Genomic DNA, 14,967 nt, shown 5'->3' on the forward strand with positions numbered 1-14,967 from the left:
TGGCGCTGCACCTTCGGACAGGCGCGGGGCGGGCGGCAGTGGAAGACCGTCCGGCAAACGAGAATGCGGGAGAGAGTGCAATGGCCGAAGGGGATGTGGTGCTGGACACCAGCGATGTCGACAAGTGGGTGGGCAAGCCCGTTATCTTCGCGGAGTTCTGGGACCCCTGCAATGCGACCGACATCCGCCGCTGGGTGCAGGCGATGGACTATGCCAACCCCCTGCATTGGGACGAGAATTTTGCCCGTTCCAGCACGTTCGGTGGCATCGTCGCGCCGCAGAGCTTTGCGGTGGCGATGGACTACGGGCACGGTTGCCATCCTTCGTGCGTGGGCAAGATTCCGGGATCGCACCTGATCTTCGCGGGGGAGGAATGGTGGTTCTACGGCAACCCCGTCCGCCCCGGGGACAAACTGACGCAGGAACGCACGTTCGCCGGCTATCGCATTGCCGAAACGGGCTTCGCCGGGCCGACGATGTTCGCCGATGGCGATACCGTGCACCGCAACCAGCACGGCGCGCTGGTCGCCAAGGAGCGGGCGACCTCGATCCGCTACCTCGTGGAAGAGGCGAACAAGCGCAAGGTCTACGACAAGGAGAACCGCACGCCGAAGCTGTGGACCAAGGCGGAGCTGGACGAAGTGGCGAAAGTCCGGCTGGACTGGATCAAGTCCGGCCGCGAGGGAATCTCGCCGCGCTGGAGCGCGGTGAACGTGGGCGATGCACTCCAGCGCCGCGTGATCGGGCCGCACAGCCGCGTGACGTTCGCGCTGGAATGCCGCGCGCATCGCCAGAACGTCTGGGGCACCTGGCGCTGGAACGCGCCTGAGGGCATCCATGATCCCGCGCAGGAAGACGCCGGCTTCGGCGGCGACATGACCTACGATTTCGAAGCGCGCAAGATCGATCCGCGCCAGGCGGACGGCCTGTTCCACGGCCCCAGTTCCGGCCACATCAACCCCGAAAAGGCGGAGAAGGTCGGCATGGGCGGCGCCTATGGCTACGGCGCGTCGATGAACGCCTGGCATCTCGACACGGTGGCCTATTGGGCAGGGCATCAGGGCTATATCTGGCACTCCAAGACGCAGTTCCGCAGCCCCGCTTTCGAGGGCGACGTGACCTATGTGGACGCCACCGTGGTCGACAAGCAGGAGACCAGCGAATTCGGGATGCCGGTGGTCACGGTGGAGACGCGGATGACGACGCAGGACGGGTCGACGATCCTGAAGGGCACCGCCACCGTCTCGCTGCCGCTGTAAGGGAGAGGGGACCATGGCGGACCGGGACGACATCGTCGAACGGCTGAACCTCTACGGGCTCGCCATGGATACCCGGCGCTGGGATCTGTTCGATCAGATCTTCACGCCCGATTGTGCGGTCGATTACGGCCCCGGTTCCTGCTGGAACGCGCTAGGTGCCTTCAAGGACGCCTTCGGTGCGTTTCACGCGCTGTTCGACGCGACGCAGCACATGATGAGCAATCACCTCGTCCGCGTGGAGGAAGATCGCGCCTTTTCCATGACTTACGGCCAGTGGCGGCTGATCCGCCATGCGGCAGGCGACCCGCCGGTGTGGGACGGCAGCGGTTACTACGATGACGAATGGAGCCGAACCGAAGCAGGCTGGCGCATCGCGCGGCGCACCTGCCGGGTGATCTACTGGACCGGCAACCCGCGCGTGCAAACGCCCAGTGAAGACCTTGAATTCAAGCTGGATCTCGTGGCGCTGCACAAGGAGGTGGAGGGCGGGAGGATCGGCCTCCTGGCCAATCGAACGCCCTAGCCCAGCACGAAACGAGCCGGTTCCAGCCGCATCCCCGCCACCGGCGCGCGGGTGCGGTAGAGGTGGGAGTTGCGCGCGGTGATCTCGCCGCCTTCCTTCAGCGTATCTCCGCCATCGGCCGGCACCGAGTTAAAATAGAGATCGCGCATGTCGGGCCCGCCAAAGCGCAACTGGGTAATCGATCCCTTCTCCATGTCGAGGCGCGCCAGTTCGGCGCCGTCCGGATCTAGGCAGGTCAGGTGGCGGGATCGGAAGCCGGTCAGCCAGAGGTTGCCCGCGCTGTCCAACGCCATGCCGTCGGCATCCTCCTTCTCCAGCAGCAGGCGACGGTCCGTAACGGAAAAGTCGGCGGCAAGATCGAACCTCCAGGTGCCCCGGAAGGTGTCGTTGCAATAGAGGTGGCGACGGGCGGGATCGAACATCACGCCGTTCGAAAAGCCGATGCCGTCGGCAACGCGAACGAGGTGCCGGTCTGCCGTCAGTCGATAGATTTCGGTGGTTTCCGGCGTCGTTCCGGCGATCACGCTGGCGATGTCGATTGTGCCGAACAGAATGCCGCCGGCACCGTCCGAAACCATCTCGTTGATGCCGTTCACGGGCTGCTGGCCCAGCGTATCGATCAACCAGCCCGATCTGCCGGAGACCGGATCGTTCCACATGATCCCGCCTTGCCCGCTGGACAGGACGCAGCCGTCGGCGTTCATCATCACCCCGCCGGTCCACATGCGCGCGGGGTTGAGCGTGGCAATTGCGGTCCCATCCGGCCGCACGCCATGGATGCCGCCGCCGATCACATCGCTGTACCAGATCGCGTCGCGGTCATGATCGAAGGCCAGTCCTTCCAGATAGATGCCTGCCGCGATGGCGTTGCACACCGGCACTGCCCGGTCGGCCAGGTTTTCGTCCACGATCCGCTCCCGCATTGTCTTTACCGGGTCTGTTGGCGGGGGTGCCGCAAGTCAAGCAGGCGGGCAGCGCCACGGCGATCCGCGTTTTCGAAGGGTATGGGCTCCCAGATCGGCACGGGTCTGTTATGGAGGCGTGGCTGCGGCGATGATCGGTGCGCTCCGCGATTACGGGATTTTGGATTGACGTGTTCGGGTTACGAAGGCTGATGCGGGCAGGGGCTGTTTTCGGGATGCGGCGCGCGCTTCTGGCCCTGTTGCCCGGGCTGCTTCTGGCACAGGCGACAGTGCCTGCATTTGCGCAGACGGGGGCTCCCGCCCAGGCTCAGGAGACAGCATGGCCGGCCCGCGCGCGCACGGCGGTCGACTATCTGGATGCGCAATGGGGCAAGCCTGCCGATTGGAACGGGATCGAGGCCTGGCAGCGCTTCGTCGTGGTCGATGCCTTGCTGGATTATCAGCGACGGACCGGCGACCGCCGATTGCACGAGAAGGTCGGTGCTGCCGTTCGCAACCGAACCGGGCTCTATCTGAACGACGATGCCTTGTGGGCCGTCATCGCCAACATCCACGCCTGGCAGGACGATCGCGATCCGGCGCTGCTGGACTACGCTGCGACTACCTATAAGCAACTCGTCGGTACATATTGGGACGATCGCTGCGGGGGCGGCTTGTGGTGGAATCCGGCGCGGACCTACAAGAACGCGATCACCAACGAACTCCTGCTCTATGCCTCCAGCCAGCTATTCCTCGCAACGGGAGAGCAGGGCTACCGCGATTGGGCGCTGCGGACCTGGAACTGGTTCGAACACTCGTCGATGATCGGCCCGGATGGCCTGGTGAACGACGGGCTGGATGCCAATTGCCGCAACAACGGCCAGCCGTACTTCACTTATAACCAGGGCGTGCTGCTGGGCGGACTGACCGATCTGACGACGATCACCGGCGATGCCCGCTATCGCGCCGTTGCGGTGAAGACGGCCATCGCCGCCGCGCGCGGCCTTTCGACGCCGGAGGGCATCTTGCGAGAGCCCGTTCCAATCGGGTCGGACGGGCTGATCTTCAAGGGCGTGTTCGCCTTTCACCTCGGCCATCTGCTGGACGATATGGCTCCGGGCCCTGAACGCAGCGAATTGACCGACTGGGTTCGGCGCAACGCCGATGCAGTGTGGCGATCCAGCGCATCCGGCACGCGGGCGATCGGCAGCGACTGGTCGCTGGACGGAACCCTGCCAGCTAGCGCGGCGGCGCAGACCTCGGGAATCGCCATGATGCTGGCGGGGACCGGCATGCCCTTGCCCCATCGCGACGCACAGGTTGCCGGGAAGGAAATACCGGCCGCGAAGGATCCTGCGGAAAACTTCTCTCAAAGCCTCTTTTCACCGCGCCGCTAACCCGCTAAGCGCGCAATCCCTGCTGGGGCGTCGCCAAGTGGTAAGGCACCGGTTTTTGGTACCGGCATTCGCAGGTTCGAATCCTGCCGCCCCAGCCAATATTTTGACCCATTTTGACCAACAAGGTCCCAAGGGGTCTCAGTAAAAAATCCTGTTTTCAAAGACTTATTTCGCATATTCTGTCCCAGCCCGGAGCCATTCCGATCAGACAGTTTCATGCGACTTGTTGGTCATCCTGTTGGTAAAAACAGGTCTCGAAGGCAGAAAACTGGACCAGGCAGGATTCGGATCCGCGACGGCAAAGCCGGAGTGCCGACCATGCTGACCGATCAATTGCTCACCACCCTCGCTGCCCGCGACAAGCCGATCAAGAAATCCGACGGCGGCGGCCTGCATATCGTCGCCATGCCGAGCGGAAAAAAGCGATGGCGTCTGGCCTATCGCTTCGATGGCAAGCAGAAGACCGTCGATGGCGGGGAATATCCCGCCGTGAGCCTGCACCGCGCCCGCGTCTGGGGCGAAGAGATGAAGGATCTTGTCGCAAAAGGCATCGATCCCATTGCTCATAAGAAGGAGGCGAAGTTTCAGGTCGCCGCCGACAAGACAACGTTTGAAATGCTCACGCGCGAATGGATCGAGGCCCGCCGGCCGGCATGGTCGCCCCGCTATGCGCGGTTGATCGAAGGGCGCCTCAAGAACGATATCCTTCCCGTCATCGGCAACAAACCGGTCCGCTCGATCCTGCCTCGTACGATGCTGGAAGCCTTGCGCGTCATCGAGGCTCGCGGCTCCTACGAAATGGCGCATCGCATCAAGAACCACTGCAGCGAGATATTCCGTTTCGGCATCCCGGATGGGCGCTGCGAAAGCGATCCGTGCCGCGACTTGTCTGCCGCAATGATCAAGCCGCCGCCGGTCCGCCACCGCGCCAAAATTGAAATCAAGGATCTCCCCGAATTCTTTGCCCGCCTCAATGCCGATGAAGGCTCACGCCTGAGCCATCTGGCTCTTCGCTGGACCATCCTGACCATGGTTCGCACACAAGAGACCCGATTCGCGCAATGGACCGAGTTCGAGGGCCTGGGTGGCGATGAGCCGATCTGGCGGATACCGGCCGAGCGCATGAAAATGCGGTCCGAACATCTGGTGCCATTACCACCGCAGGCTGTGGATCTGCTCCGCCAGATCCGCGATGCCAATCCCTTTGGCAAAGCCGGCAACGAAAGGCTCGGAAAATTTCTCTTTCCAGTTGCTGGATCGCGTTCTGACGTCATCAGCGAGAACCGCATGCTCGATGTCATGTACCGCATGGGCCTGCGCGGGAAAGCAACCGTCCACGGGTTCCGGTCACTCGCAAGCACGGTGCTGAACGAATCGGGTCTTTTCATGCCCGACTGGATCGAGATGCAACTGGCCCATATGCCCCGTGGCGTCAGGGGGGTGTATAATTCGGCGCGGTATCTTTCACATCGCCGCAAGATGATGGGGTGGTGGGCGCAGTATCTGGATTCTGCCGAGGAGGCCGCACCGCTCGTCCTCGAGGGATACAAGACCACCTCGCGCAAGCAGGAAAAGATGCTCGCCTGGTTCCAGACCGATTGGTGAGGCCTGGCATTGCCAATGCTTGGTATAGCTGATGGTCGACAGTTTAATGGCGTGAATCGGCGAAGATGCAGCGATTGACCCTGTTCGGCAGAGGTTCGTTTCCTTTGACGAACGATCCTTCGGGAGATGCTGAAGGTTGCGTGGGAATCGAAAATCTATCCTCGGGCAAATGCTTACGGCGTTCAGGATTTGGGCACCACTAACCCTGTCAGGGTTTTTACCGATGGAGTACCCCTACTCCAATCCCTTAGGTAGTGTGGAACGAATACGGGTTGCCATAATCGTCCTGAACTATTGAAATTTTCACGGTGGCTTATGGCTCAACGATTGGCACGAATTCTGCTCGCAGACCCGTATGAAGTCCTTCGGCTAGGTGTGCGAGATATATTATCCGGCCATGGGGGGGGCGGACATAGTGGCCGAGGCGAGTGACGGTCATCAAGCGTTGCAAATGGCGCAGGAATTAGCTCCTGACATTATTATTCTCGAACACGCGATGCCGACACTGAATGGCCTGGATTTAACGAGGTGAATTCGAGAAAATCTGCCGAACTGCAGGGTGATTTCCTACACTTCATGTTACAAAGACGATTTAATAATCGATTACATTAGATCAGGTGCTCGAAGTATCGTGCTTAAGAGCGATGATTGCGAAGAATTAGTCGCCGCGGTGAAGAGAGTTTCTCTTGGTAAGCCGTACCTGTCATCGTCGATCTCGGGCACTCTGGCCGAAAAGCTCACTGACGAGCAAGGATGCGCGCAGTCGGCATTGACGCCGCGCGAACGAGAAATTGTTCAATTGATATCCGAAGGGAAAATAAACAAGCAGGTGGCGTGCCATATTGGAATAAGCACAAAGACAGTTGAAAGCCATGGGGCTGCAGTTATGAGTAAATTAAATTTGATATCTGGCGCGCAATTGGTGCGATATGCGGTCAGAAACAGCCTGGTAAGTGTTTGATTATTCAACTCTTGTGGGTCGTGTATCGACGTTATTAATTTTAACTGAGTGCAATCCGCAGGGCTGGAAATGCCGCAAGTTGAAGCAGCGTGGAGATGTGGTAGAAATTTGGCCTTTGAAAGGAAATACGGAGATGCCGCAGCGTGGCCGGCGCCTGCACCCGGTCCACGGTCATGCCTTGGGCCTTGTGGCGTGACGGCATAGCCGTGCCCTCGACCGATTTCATCGCACTCGGGAACCGAAATCCCGAGAGATTTCACGCTATTGTTCGGCGCTGAGACTCCCGATAGCTGAACCGTCCGCCTCGAACAACGAAAGGACGGACGATGCGCAAACCCCGTGACTATGACGCCGAACTCAAGGCACTCACCGACAAGGCGCGGCAACTCAAAACCCGCAAGACCAGCCAGCTCGGAGAACTGGTGAACGCGACAGGTGCCGATGCTCTTTCCGCCGAGGTGCTGGCCGGCGCTTTGCTCGACGCCGTCACCACCACCGACGCGGCGAGAAAGGAAGCGTGGCGAGGGAGAGGTGCCGCGTTCTTTTCAGCGGAAAGCAAAGTCGCTCGCGCAGGAGCTGGCAGCGAACCTCGCAGCAACTTGGGCAGCGCTGCGGCGGAACCAGGCAGCGCGCAATTGCCACTTGGCGAGCCAGGCGTGACATGATGCCCGCGCGTGGCAAGTGAAGCGGCGCCCCGCCAGCTTATCGAGCTGGGCGGGCTTGTCGCGAAGGCTGAGCTGGTGGAACTGACCGAGGATGACCGTGCGGTGATCCTCGGACTGCTCGTCGAAGCGGCGGCCAGGTTGCGCGGCGAAGATCGCGAACAAACACTGGCGCTATGGCGGCGGCGCGGCATGCGGGCGTTCGCTCAAGAACCTGCTGGCGTGGATCGAGAGTGAGCTAGCCGCAGTCAAAAAATCGGCAGGGACGGTTTTGTTGTTCTGCGTCCGACGCGGACGGATGAAATGGACGATACTGGCCTCGCAAAATTGTGCTATATAGTCGGTGCGCGGACGACTCCGTGGCGAAGAGTGGAACCCCGGCTGCGAGTTCCATCAGGCCGCCTTTTTACAGTCCTGCCGGTTTGGAGCGTCCGCGCACCTTTGACCTTACCTCCCACTGCGCGGCGAATTGCTCGTACGCCTGCTCCGCATGGCGGGCGATGTTCATTTCCCGGTCGCGCAACGCTTTGACGTAGCAGGCGTGAGCGGTGCCGGGCTTGTTGGCCTTCATCTGCGGCTTTCCAGTCTTGATTTCCGATCGCTTCGCACGCCCTTGGCGTAAGGATTCCCGTCTGTTATCCTGCCAGGGCGCTGCGCAAAGGGCAGCGCCGGGACTGGTAATCCCGCAAGTGAAACAAGCTCGGAAAACACAGTTTTCCGGGGTGCCGTCGCGCATGTCCAAACCTTCGGGTGAAAGGCGGCGGCGCATGTCACTTGCATGTTACCAGCTCCGGCGGCTCCCGCGCGTTAGCGTGCGGGAGTTCGGGACCGGTCCGCAAGTTGTCTCGAGCCTTCCGCCAACCCGCCTTGATGCGGACCCGGAGGTGCCAATGGACGTTTGTGTTCCTGCTGCTTCACCCGATGAAATCGCCGCTGTCTCTGCGGCGCTTGCTTCCTTGCCCGATGACAATTCCGCGCTCGCTGCGCTCTGGAAAATCTACGGCGCTGAGCCGGTCCGATTGCTGCGCACCCAACAGGGTCGCAGCCTCAGCCGCGCGCGCTCCAGAAGGGCCGAAGAGTTCATGCGCTCGCTTGCGCCCGACGCGCCCTTCGACTGGCACTATTTCCTCTACACTTCGGGGATCGTCACCCAGCTGGCGCTGTCCTCGCACCTGCTCGATGTCGGCTTTCCCGATAGCTGGTGCGCGCGTCATGTCGGGCTCCATGTCGACCGGTCGCTGGCTTACGCCAACGTCACCGGCTTCGGCTACGATTGCGCCGAGACCGCGCGGCTGATGCAGATGCTGTCACCGTACTGGAAATGGAACAAGACGCGTCTGGTCGACGACAAGGTTCTCGATGACGGCGGCTTCACCCCGGACCAGATCCGAGGGCTCGTCGGCGCGCTGATCGATCACGTCTGCCACGTGACGGGCCATGCCCGTTCTCGAGAGCGGTCTATGCGATCCTGAGCGGACGGCACACGGCGGCAATCTGAACGACGGCCGCACGGAGCGATCCACCGTCGATGTGCGGCGTGATTCGCGCTGCCGACATCGCGGCATTGCTCGCGCACGACGCATGCAGGCCGCGCTCTGAGACGACCTGAGACCGAACCGCCGGTCGCGGGCTCCCGGCGGCAACTTTTTGAGTGTCCGGAGAGTGCCGCCAAGGTTCACTACGGTGCACGGAGAGGAATCTCGTACGTTCCGCGCTGTTTAGCGCTGTTCTGCGCCCTTGCACCGGGCTTGATTTAGCCCAATCTTGCTCATGGCCGGCCAGTCCACCTCACGAAAACCGGAGGACATGCCACATGAACATTGCTCCCTTTGTTCGCTTCGTTCGCCTCAATGACGTTCTCGATCGCACGGGCCTTTCCTTTCGCGCGCGACCCTCTACCGCAAGATCCAGTCTGGGACTTCCCGAAGCAGGTTCGCATTGCCGAGCGCTGCTGCGGGTGGCGCGAGAGCGCCATGACCGAATGGATAAACAGCCCCATCTCGTTCTTGAAGCAGGCGGCGTGCGCCTTGGCGCCGATAGCGGCATGCTTAAACCTCGCGCGCTACTGCACGTCGGGCCCGGCGGAGGAGAAAGTTATCCGTTGTCACGTCTGGGGATGTTCTCCGCCGCTGCTTTACCGTGCCTGCGGGCGCCCGGCGACGATCGGTTCGAGGCGCCCAACCGAGGTGGTTGGGATTGACGCAGCCCTTGCGTCCGTTCTCGCAGCTCTGCCTGGCGTCGTAATTCCGTGACGGGGCCGGGCCATGCTTCCACTCGCACATGACCCGGTGGCAATACTCGTTTCGGCCGTCGACGTGCACGACGCCGAAACCTTCGGCTCTGAGACCGAACGGCCAGAGCAGGCAATCGTCACCTCTGTAGCTGCGGCGATTCTTCAGCCACGCAAGGGGAACGCCGCGAAAGTCACCCCAGCGTACGGGGTGCCATATTTCCGCACGCGGTCATTATGCGGCTCGCAATAGCCGTTGCGCAGATTTCCGCGCCTGATGCACCCCGGAACGGAGCACTTGCCGAGGAATGCCATAGTCGCCCCCGCAACGAATAGGTAGCTCACGGCCGGACAAGCTTGGATAGTCGGACCGGCTCGCGGTCCATCGCGGAAAAGGGTGACGCTATCAAGGATTAGGGCGCAGCTTGGCACGGCGAGCCCGTCCGACTCAACCGAGAGCGGCCGTGTCACGCTCAATGAAGTCGGCCGACCAGATGCCCACGTGCGACCCCTTCAGGATCTCGTTGCGAACCTCGGGTTCCGACCGCCGCTCAGCGGCTCGCCGAAGATGATAAACGCAACATCCGTATCAACGTAGACCTCGACCTCGCGCATGTGCGGGGCGACCGCGTCGATCTGGGCGGAGCATTCCCGATACGGGACGCCGCCGGCACGCGGCCCCGCGCCTTACCGCTTTAACCTGTGAGACCTGGCGCCGGCGGAACTTAGTTCTCACCGGCGCCCCCTTGGTGCGACCCGAGGGGTGTTGCCCGATCCATAGCGCGTGCAGCCAGCAACGTGAAATTACTTTTCGGACATGAAGCGATCAGTTTCATAGGAGAAACTCGTTGATCTCTGTAACCAAAAAATAACCCGGACCAGCACTGCCAGTCCGGGTTAGGTAATAGGGACACGTAGTCGTCGTCCCCTCGGGTCGCGGTCGCACAATTGCGCAAAACATCATCGCGATCAAGGCAATAAGACTACTTCCGAGAAAGATTATCAATTCTGTAACGACACAATTGAGATGCGACCTTGTGTGCTGATTTGTACACATGGTCGGTCTTAACTTGAGGGCCTCCGTATTTGCGAGCAGCAGCCCTTGTGTTTTTGCAGACGCGGCGAGTGACTTGGTGATGACGACCAGCGCGCCGCTGCAAATGCCGCGCAGGTTTTCGACCTCCTCCACCCGGACGATCAGGTCCAGCCGCTTTACCTCGTCCTCCAGCCTGGTGAGGTCGTGCGAGTCACGCCATTCGCGCACCGGATCCCAGACCGGGATCGAGATCACCTTCTTCATCATGCCGGACGTCATGTAGGCGGGAATGGCAGGTTCATGGATGAAGATGCCGGGGAGGGCTATGGACCCGGCTATACGCGCGAGTGGGTTTAGGCGGCCGACTGCTTAGGTGTCTGGTTGCGACACATCGTGCAATGAAAGTTCGCCGCCGCCCCGAGCGGACCAGTGATTTCGTACTTCACGCCCCTCGCATTACCTGCGCATCAGTCTCTTGCAAACGCCGCGGCGAGGTGCTGCTCGACATCGAGATAGTGGTCATCCGCGATGTCGAAGATAACTTTCTCGATTTTCCCGCCGACGAAATCGAAGCCCGCACCATATTCGCTGCTGACCGCATCTCCCGCATCGCGGCCGATCGCGAGACCTTCACCGCATAGCGCGTAGCGCCCGGACTGGGTGCGGAAGTTTTCCTGCGCGGTAACCTTGTCATCAAGGTAGAGCGTCATCTTGCCGGTCGCCTCGGCATACTGGCCATGGCCTTCCTTGATGAACTCGACCCCGACGATGTGTTTTCCATCCGCCGGCGCATCGCTGATCAAGCGCTGCTCGGGCGGGATGCCGAGGAAATTGTAGCTGAAGATCAGCTTGCCGCCTTTCACGAACAAGGAATAGCCGCCGAAGCGCGATCCCTGCGCAAAGATCACACCCTTGCTGTCAGGCGTGAACTCGACCTCGGCGAGGGCCTTCCACGATGCTCCCAGCGTGCGGGCTGCCGAGGCCTCGGGCACTTCGGTCGTGCCGGGATAGTAGACATACCGGCCACTCTTGAGTGGGGCAGCGTGATACTCCGCTGCGTGCATGGTAACGACGCCCAGATCTATGAGCGGCAGCACATCGTGCTTCCGGGCTTCCTCTAGCCAAAGCTCCTGCAATTCCTTGAGTTTTTCGGGGTGCTGATCGGCAAGGTCGCGTGCTTCTGAGCGATCCTCTTCGGTGTTGAACAGCTGCCAGCGGTCCTTGTCGAAATGGCCTTGGTCGGATGGAAGCGGCCCATGTTCAGCAGCAGCCTTCCAGCCCTTGTGCCAGATGCCCCGCGTGCCGCACATCTCGTAGTATTGCGTCTCCTTGGTGGTGGGGGCCGACGTGTCATCGAAGCTGTAGCGCATCGAAACACCGGCCAGCGGCGCTTGCTTCACGCCGTCGAGGGCCTCGGGCATCGGGACGCCGCAGCATTCCAGGATGGTGGGCACGATGTCCGTGCAATGGTGATACTGGTGGCGGATCTCGCCCTTGGCCGCGATGCCCTTGGGCCAGTGGATGACCAGGGGATCGCATGTTCCCCCGCTGTAGGAGGCATAGCGCTTGAACATGCGATAGGGCGTGGAGAAGGCGACCGCCCAGCCTGTGGGATAATGATTGTAAGTGTCCGGCGATCCCAGCTTGTCGATCATCGCCATATTGCTTTCGAGATCGTCGGGATAACCGTTGAAGAAGCGGTTTTCGTTGACCGATCCGTTGGGGCTTCCTTCCCCGGAGGCGCCGTTGTCCGCGCAATAGAAGATCAGCGTGTTCTCGAGCTGGCCGGATTCCTCCAGATAGTCGATCACGCGCCCGATCTGCACGTCGGTGTATTCGGAAAAGGCGGCGTAGACCTCCGCCATGCGGGCAAAAAGTTTCTTCTCGTCATCGCTCAGGCTATCCCACGGGCTTACGCTGTCCGCCTCGGGCAACACGCCTTCCGGTAATGGGTTTATCGGCGTCAGCTCCGTGTCTGCGGGCAGGATGCCGCGCTCGATCATTCTTGCCAGCACCCATTCGCGATAGGCCTCATAGCCGTCGTCGAACTTGCCCCGGTACTTGTCGATGTAGTCTTGCGGGGCATGGTGCGGCGCGTGGTTCGCGCCCGGGCAATACCACATATACCAGGGCTTTTCGGGGTCGGACTGCTTGGTATCGCGTATGAACGTGATCGCCTTGTCGGCAATGTCCTTCGAGAAATGATAGCCTTCCTCGGGCTGGTAGGGTTGCTCGACGAAGTGATTGTCCTCGATCAGTTCAGGATACCACTGGTTCGTTTCGCCGCCGATGAAGCCGTAAAACCGATCATATCCAAGGCCCAGCGGCCAGCGCTTCTTCGAGGCCCCGATGCTGAAGGCATCGACGGGCACGTTATGGTTCTTGCCGATCCAGAATGTACTCCATCCCGCATCGCGCAGGATATGGGCGATTGTGCCATTCTCTAGCGGGATGTGGCCGTTGTAGCCGGGGAAACCGGTGGCTGCTTCCGAAATGGTGCCAAAGCCGTTGGAATGGTGGTTCCGTCCGGTCAGGAAGCAGGACCGCGTGGGCGAACAGACTGCCGTTGTGTGCCATTGGGAGTACGTGAGGCCGTTCCTGGCCAACTTGTCCATCGTCGGCATCTGGATACCGCCACCGTAGGGCGACCAGGCCGCCTGGCCGGTGTCGTCGTAGAGGATGACGAGCACATTGGGCGCGCCTTCGGGCGCCTTCGCGTCCAGGTAGGCATCCCAGTCCGCCTGCGAATCGCGAATGTCCAGCTCAACGCGTCCCTGGAATGGCCGTGGCATAAGTCACCTCTCCATTGAAATGAGAGTCAGCATATGGCTCGCTCGAGACGCCTGCCATCGGGGGTAACCCCGGGATCGAGGGGCTTCCCCCACGTGGACCTAGGGACAATCCCAATGGAGGCCCTCCAAGCCATCGCGCAATCTCGCCATCTTCTGGAGGAGCAAGTCTCATGGCCGATGCCAGCGCTTCAACGAATGCGAGCGATGTCCTTTTCCGCCTCGGATTTCCCGATCCGGAAAACGCGCAGCGCGCCTATGATGCGGCCGACCTGAGCCGCGCGGTCACGGCCTATCGCTTTTTCTATCCAACTGTGGTCGGCGCAGCGATCGTGAAGGGGGATCTGGATTGCGGACTTGTGCCCAACAAGGTGTTCGGCACGATGCATTCCGGGCCTGAGCAAGTCCTCTATACGACCAACAACGACACGCCGTACGGCCCGTTGCTGCTGGACCTCGGGGTCGGTCCGCTGGTGATCGAGCTTCAGCCGGGACCGCTGATCGTCTGCTCGATCGACGTCAACCAGCGTTGGGTCGCCGACATGGGCCTACCCGGACCGGACGGAGGCAAGGGCGGGAAGCATATCCTTGTGCCCCCGCTTACCAGGGCGAGCTTCCCTCAGACGGTAGCTTCTACATTCATGAGGCGAGCAGCAACCTCCAGGTTATCGGAGCCCGTGCACTGCCCGTGGGAGGCGATGTGGAAGGCGCCAAACGCTTGCTGACCACTATCAAAGTCTACCCGCTCGATCCGGCGACCGAATGGAGCGAGCCCGAGTGGATCGACCTCACCGGTGTGCGGCAGGACGGGACGCCGATTGCCTACGAACGGGACTTTCACTTTTGGGAGGTGCTGCACGAGACCGTCGACCATGAGCCGGCCTATCAGGGGCTACCATAACGAGTACGGCGAACTGGCCGCGCTCGGCATCGAGAAGGGCAAGCCCTTTGCGCCCGACGTGCGGATGAAGGACATTCTCACCCGCGCCGCGCAGATCGCCAACGACCAGATGCGCGTCCAGTCATTTGCCGACCGTCGTCCCGACCGTTTTCCGTGGGCCGACCGCAAATGGGAATGGGCGAGCCTTCGTTTTGAGGACGGCGACTTCAACACCGCTTTCCACACGGATATTGAAGCGCGCGAGAAGTGGTTTTTCCAGGCGATCGGGGCCTCGCCCGCGATGTTTCGACGCGATGCCCAGGCCGGCTCGCTCTACTGGCTCGGCCTGAGGGACAAGGACGGCGCCTATCTCGACGGCGGAAAGAACTACAGGCTGGCGGTGCCGCTGCCCGTGCCAGGACGGCTTTTCTGGTCGGTTACCGTCTATGAGACCGACACGCGCAGCCAGATCCGGACCGATCAGAACAAGGCTGCGCTACGTTCTATGTTCGAGTTGAAGGACGTCTCGGGCGATAGCGTGGACCTGTGGTTCGGTCCACAAGCTCCCTCCGCCGGCGATGCCCGGTGGATCAAAACCACACCTGGCAAAGGCTGGTTCGTCTATTTCCGCATCTATGGTCCTGAAGCAGGGGGCGTTCGACGGCAGTTGGAAACCCGGCGATTTCGAACTTGCGAATTGAACGTCAGCGCCAGTTGATCCGG

General features: G+C 61.2%; 17 protein-coding genes and 1 tRNA gene. 14 read left to right on the forward strand and 4 right to left on the reverse strand.

Annotated elements, in window-relative coordinates:
- The first annotated feature begins 80 nt into the window (after positions 1-80).
- Together WBP06_RS03030 and WBP06_RS03035 are read left to right on the forward strand one after the other, a co-directional pair.
- Positions 81-1,259, forward strand: a complete 1,179-nt coding sequence (locus tag WBP06_RS03030) for a MaoC family dehydratase N-terminal domain-containing protein (RefSeq protein ID WP_395331731.1) — start codon at positions 81-83, stop codon at positions 1,257-1,259.
- A gap of 13 nt (positions 1,260-1,272) precedes the next feature.
- Positions 1,273-1,782 (forward strand): nuclear transport factor 2 family protein, encoded by a 510-nt coding sequence (locus WBP06_RS03035; protein ID WP_395331733.1) that lies wholly within the window; start codon positions 1,273-1,275, stop codon positions 1,780-1,782.
- On the opposite strand, the gene WBP06_RS03040 is transcribed toward WBP06_RS03035, so the two are convergent.
- Positions 1,779-2,690: an SMP-30/gluconolactonase/LRE family protein gene (locus tag WBP06_RS03040; RefSeq protein ID WP_395331735.1), complete on the reverse strand. Its 912-nt coding sequence runs from the start codon at positions 2,688-2,690 to the stop codon at positions 1,779-1,781. The genes WBP06_RS03035 and WBP06_RS03040 overlap by 4 nt on opposite strands.
- A 230-nt stretch (positions 2,691-2,920) precedes the next feature.
- On the opposite strand from WBP06_RS03040, the gene WBP06_RS03045 reads away from it, so the two are divergent.
- The 7 genes from WBP06_RS03045 (at position 2,921) to WBP06_RS03075 (ending at position 7,546) form a co-directional block, all read left to right on the forward strand.
- Positions 2,921-4,081, forward strand: coding sequence for a glycoside hydrolase family 76 protein (locus WBP06_RS03045; protein WP_395331737.1), 1,161 nt, complete (start codon positions 2,921-2,923; stop codon positions 4,079-4,081).
- Between the two features lie 23 nt (positions 4,082-4,104).
- Positions 4,105-4,179, forward strand: a tRNA-Gln gene (locus tag WBP06_RS03050).
- A 220-nt stretch (positions 4,180-4,399) separates the two neighbouring features.
- On the forward strand, positions 4,400-5,686 hold the full coding sequence (locus tag WBP06_RS03055; protein ID WP_395331739.1) for a tyrosine-type recombinase/integrase: 1,287 nt from the start codon (positions 4,400-4,402) through the stop codon (positions 5,684-5,686).
- Positions 5,687-6,137: 451 nt separating this feature from the next.
- On the forward strand, positions 6,138-6,218 hold the full coding sequence (locus tag WBP06_RS03060; RefSeq protein WP_395334006.1) for a hypothetical protein: 81 nt from the start codon (positions 6,138-6,140) through the stop codon (positions 6,216-6,218).
- 99 nt (positions 6,219-6,317) lie between these two features.
- On the forward strand, positions 6,318-6,647 hold the full coding sequence (locus WBP06_RS03065) for a LuxR C-terminal-related transcriptional regulator (protein ID WP_395331741.1): 330 nt from the start codon (positions 6,318-6,320) through the stop codon (positions 6,645-6,647).
- A gap of 326 nt (positions 6,648-6,973) precedes the next feature.
- Positions 6,974-7,312, forward strand: coding sequence for a conjugal transfer protein TraD (locus WBP06_RS03070; RefSeq protein ID WP_395331743.1), 339 nt, complete (start codon positions 6,974-6,976; stop codon positions 7,310-7,312).
- A 9-nt stretch (positions 7,313-7,321) separates the two neighbouring features.
- Positions 7,322-7,546 carry a conjugal transfer protein TraD gene (locus WBP06_RS03075; protein ID WP_395331745.1) on the forward strand — a complete coding sequence of 75 codons (225 nt, stop codon included), beginning with the start codon at positions 7,322-7,324 and terminating at the stop codon, positions 7,544-7,546.
- Positions 7,547-7,715: 169 nt separating this feature from the next.
- Here WBP06_RS03075 and WBP06_RS03080 read toward each other — a convergent pair whose 3' ends face one another.
- Entirely contained in the window at positions 7,716-7,880 is a 165-nt protein-coding gene (locus WBP06_RS03080; RefSeq protein ID WP_395331747.1) for a hypothetical protein, read from the reverse strand.
- Positions 7,881-8,199: 319 nt separating this feature from the next.
- On the opposite strand from WBP06_RS03080, the gene WBP06_RS03085 reads away from it, so the two are divergent.
- Positions 8,200-8,781, forward strand: coding sequence for a hypothetical protein (locus WBP06_RS03085; RefSeq protein ID WP_395331749.1), 582 nt, complete (start codon positions 8,200-8,202; stop codon positions 8,779-8,781).
- Positions 8,782-9,159: 378 nt separating this feature from the next.
- Positions 9,160-9,561: a helix-turn-helix transcriptional regulator gene (locus tag WBP06_RS03090; RefSeq protein ID WP_395334008.1), complete on the forward strand. Its 402-nt coding sequence runs from the start codon at positions 9,160-9,162 to the stop codon at positions 9,559-9,561.
- 810 nt (positions 9,562-10,371) lie between these two features.
- Here WBP06_RS03090 and WBP06_RS03095 read toward each other — a convergent pair.
- Positions 10,372-10,842, reverse strand: a complete 471-nt coding sequence (locus tag WBP06_RS03095; protein ID WP_395331751.1) for a hypothetical protein — start codon at positions 10,840-10,842, stop codon at positions 10,372-10,374.
- A 200-nt stretch (positions 10,843-11,042) separates the two neighbouring features.
- Entirely contained in the window at positions 11,043-13,367 is a 2,325-nt protein-coding gene (locus WBP06_RS03100; RefSeq protein ID WP_395331753.1) for an arylsulfatase, read from the reverse strand.
- A 170-nt stretch (positions 13,368-13,537) separates the two neighbouring features.
- Between WBP06_RS03100 and WBP06_RS03105 the strand changes: the two genes are divergently transcribed.
- From WBP06_RS03105 to WBP06_RS03115, 3 genes are read left to right on the forward strand one after another with little or no spacing between them, the layout of a single operon-like run.
- The gene (locus WBP06_RS03105) at positions 13,538-14,089 is read left to right on the forward strand and encodes a DUF1254 domain-containing protein (RefSeq protein ID WP_395331755.1); all 552 of its coding nucleotides are present in this window, start codon (positions 13,538-13,540) and stop codon (positions 14,087-14,089) included.
- A complete protein-coding gene (locus tag WBP06_RS03110; RefSeq protein WP_395331757.1) occupies positions 14,083-14,265 on the forward strand; it encodes a hypothetical protein in 183 nt (60 codons plus the stop codon). The genes WBP06_RS03105 and WBP06_RS03110 overlap by 7 nt, the downstream gene beginning before the upstream one ends.
- Complete coding sequence (locus WBP06_RS03115; protein WP_395331759.1) at positions 14,237-14,962, forward strand: DUF1214 domain-containing protein; 726 nt, start codon at positions 14,237-14,239, stop codon at positions 14,960-14,962. Before WBP06_RS03110 ends, WBP06_RS03115 begins: the two co-directional genes overlap by 29 nt.
- Positions 14,963-14,967 lie beyond the last annotated feature (5 nt).

Origin of the sequence: Novosphingobium mississippiense, assembly GCF_044029535.1 — a bacterium.
Lineage (GTDB): Bacteria > Pseudomonadota > Alphaproteobacteria > Sphingomonadales > Sphingomonadaceae > Novosphingobium.

What these genes read in the sequence shown, in the direction of transcription:
- WBP06_RS03030 (WP_395331731.1), top strand. Translation starts at nt 81, where the DNA reads ATGGCCGAAGGGGATGTGGTGCTGGACACCAGCGATGTCGACAAGTGG.
- WBP06_RS03035 (WP_395331733.1), top strand. Translation starts at nt 1,273, where the DNA reads ATGGCGGACCGGGACGACATCGTCGAACGGCTGAACCTCTACGGGCTC.
- WBP06_RS03045 (WP_395331737.1), top strand. Translation starts at nt 2,921, where the DNA reads ATGCGGCGCGCGCTTCTGGCCCTGTTGCCCGGGCTGCTTCTGGCACAG.
- WBP06_RS03055 (WP_395331739.1), top strand. Translation starts at nt 4,400, where the DNA reads ATGCTGACCGATCAATTGCTCACCACCCTCGCTGCCCGCGACAAGCCG.
- WBP06_RS03060 (WP_395334006.1), top strand. Translation starts at nt 6,138, where the DNA reads ATGGCGCAGGAATTAGCTCCTGACATTATTATTCTCGAACACGCGATG.
- WBP06_RS03070 (WP_395331743.1), top strand. Translation starts at nt 6,974, where the DNA reads ATGCGCAAACCCCGTGACTATGACGCCGAACTCAAGGCACTCACCGAC.
- WBP06_RS03080 (WP_395331747.1), bottom strand. Translation starts at nt 7,880, where the DNA reads ATGAAGGCCAACAAGCCCGGCACCGCTCACGCCTGCTACGTCAAAGCG.
- WBP06_RS03085 (WP_395331749.1), top strand. Translation starts at nt 8,200, where the DNA reads ATGGACGTTTGTGTTCCTGCTGCTTCACCCGATGAAATCGCCGCTGTC.
- WBP06_RS03090 (WP_395334008.1), top strand. Translation starts at nt 9,160, where the DNA reads ATGACGTTCTCGATCGCACGGGCCTTTCCTTTCGCGCGCGACCCTCTA.
- WBP06_RS03095 (WP_395331751.1), bottom strand. Translation starts at nt 10,842, where the DNA reads ATGATGAAGAAGGTGATCTCGATCCCGGTCTGGGATCCGGTGCGCGAA.
- WBP06_RS03100 (WP_395331753.1), bottom strand. Translation starts at nt 13,367, where the DNA reads ATGCCACGGCCATTCCAGGGACGCGTTGAGCTGGACATTCGCGATTCG.
- WBP06_RS03105 (WP_395331755.1), top strand. Translation starts at nt 13,538, where the DNA reads ATGGCCGATGCCAGCGCTTCAACGAATGCGAGCGATGTCCTTTTCCGC.
- WBP06_RS03115 (WP_395331759.1), top strand. Translation starts at nt 14,237, where the DNA reads ATGAGCCGGCCTATCAGGGGCTACCATAACGAGTACGGCGAACTGGCC.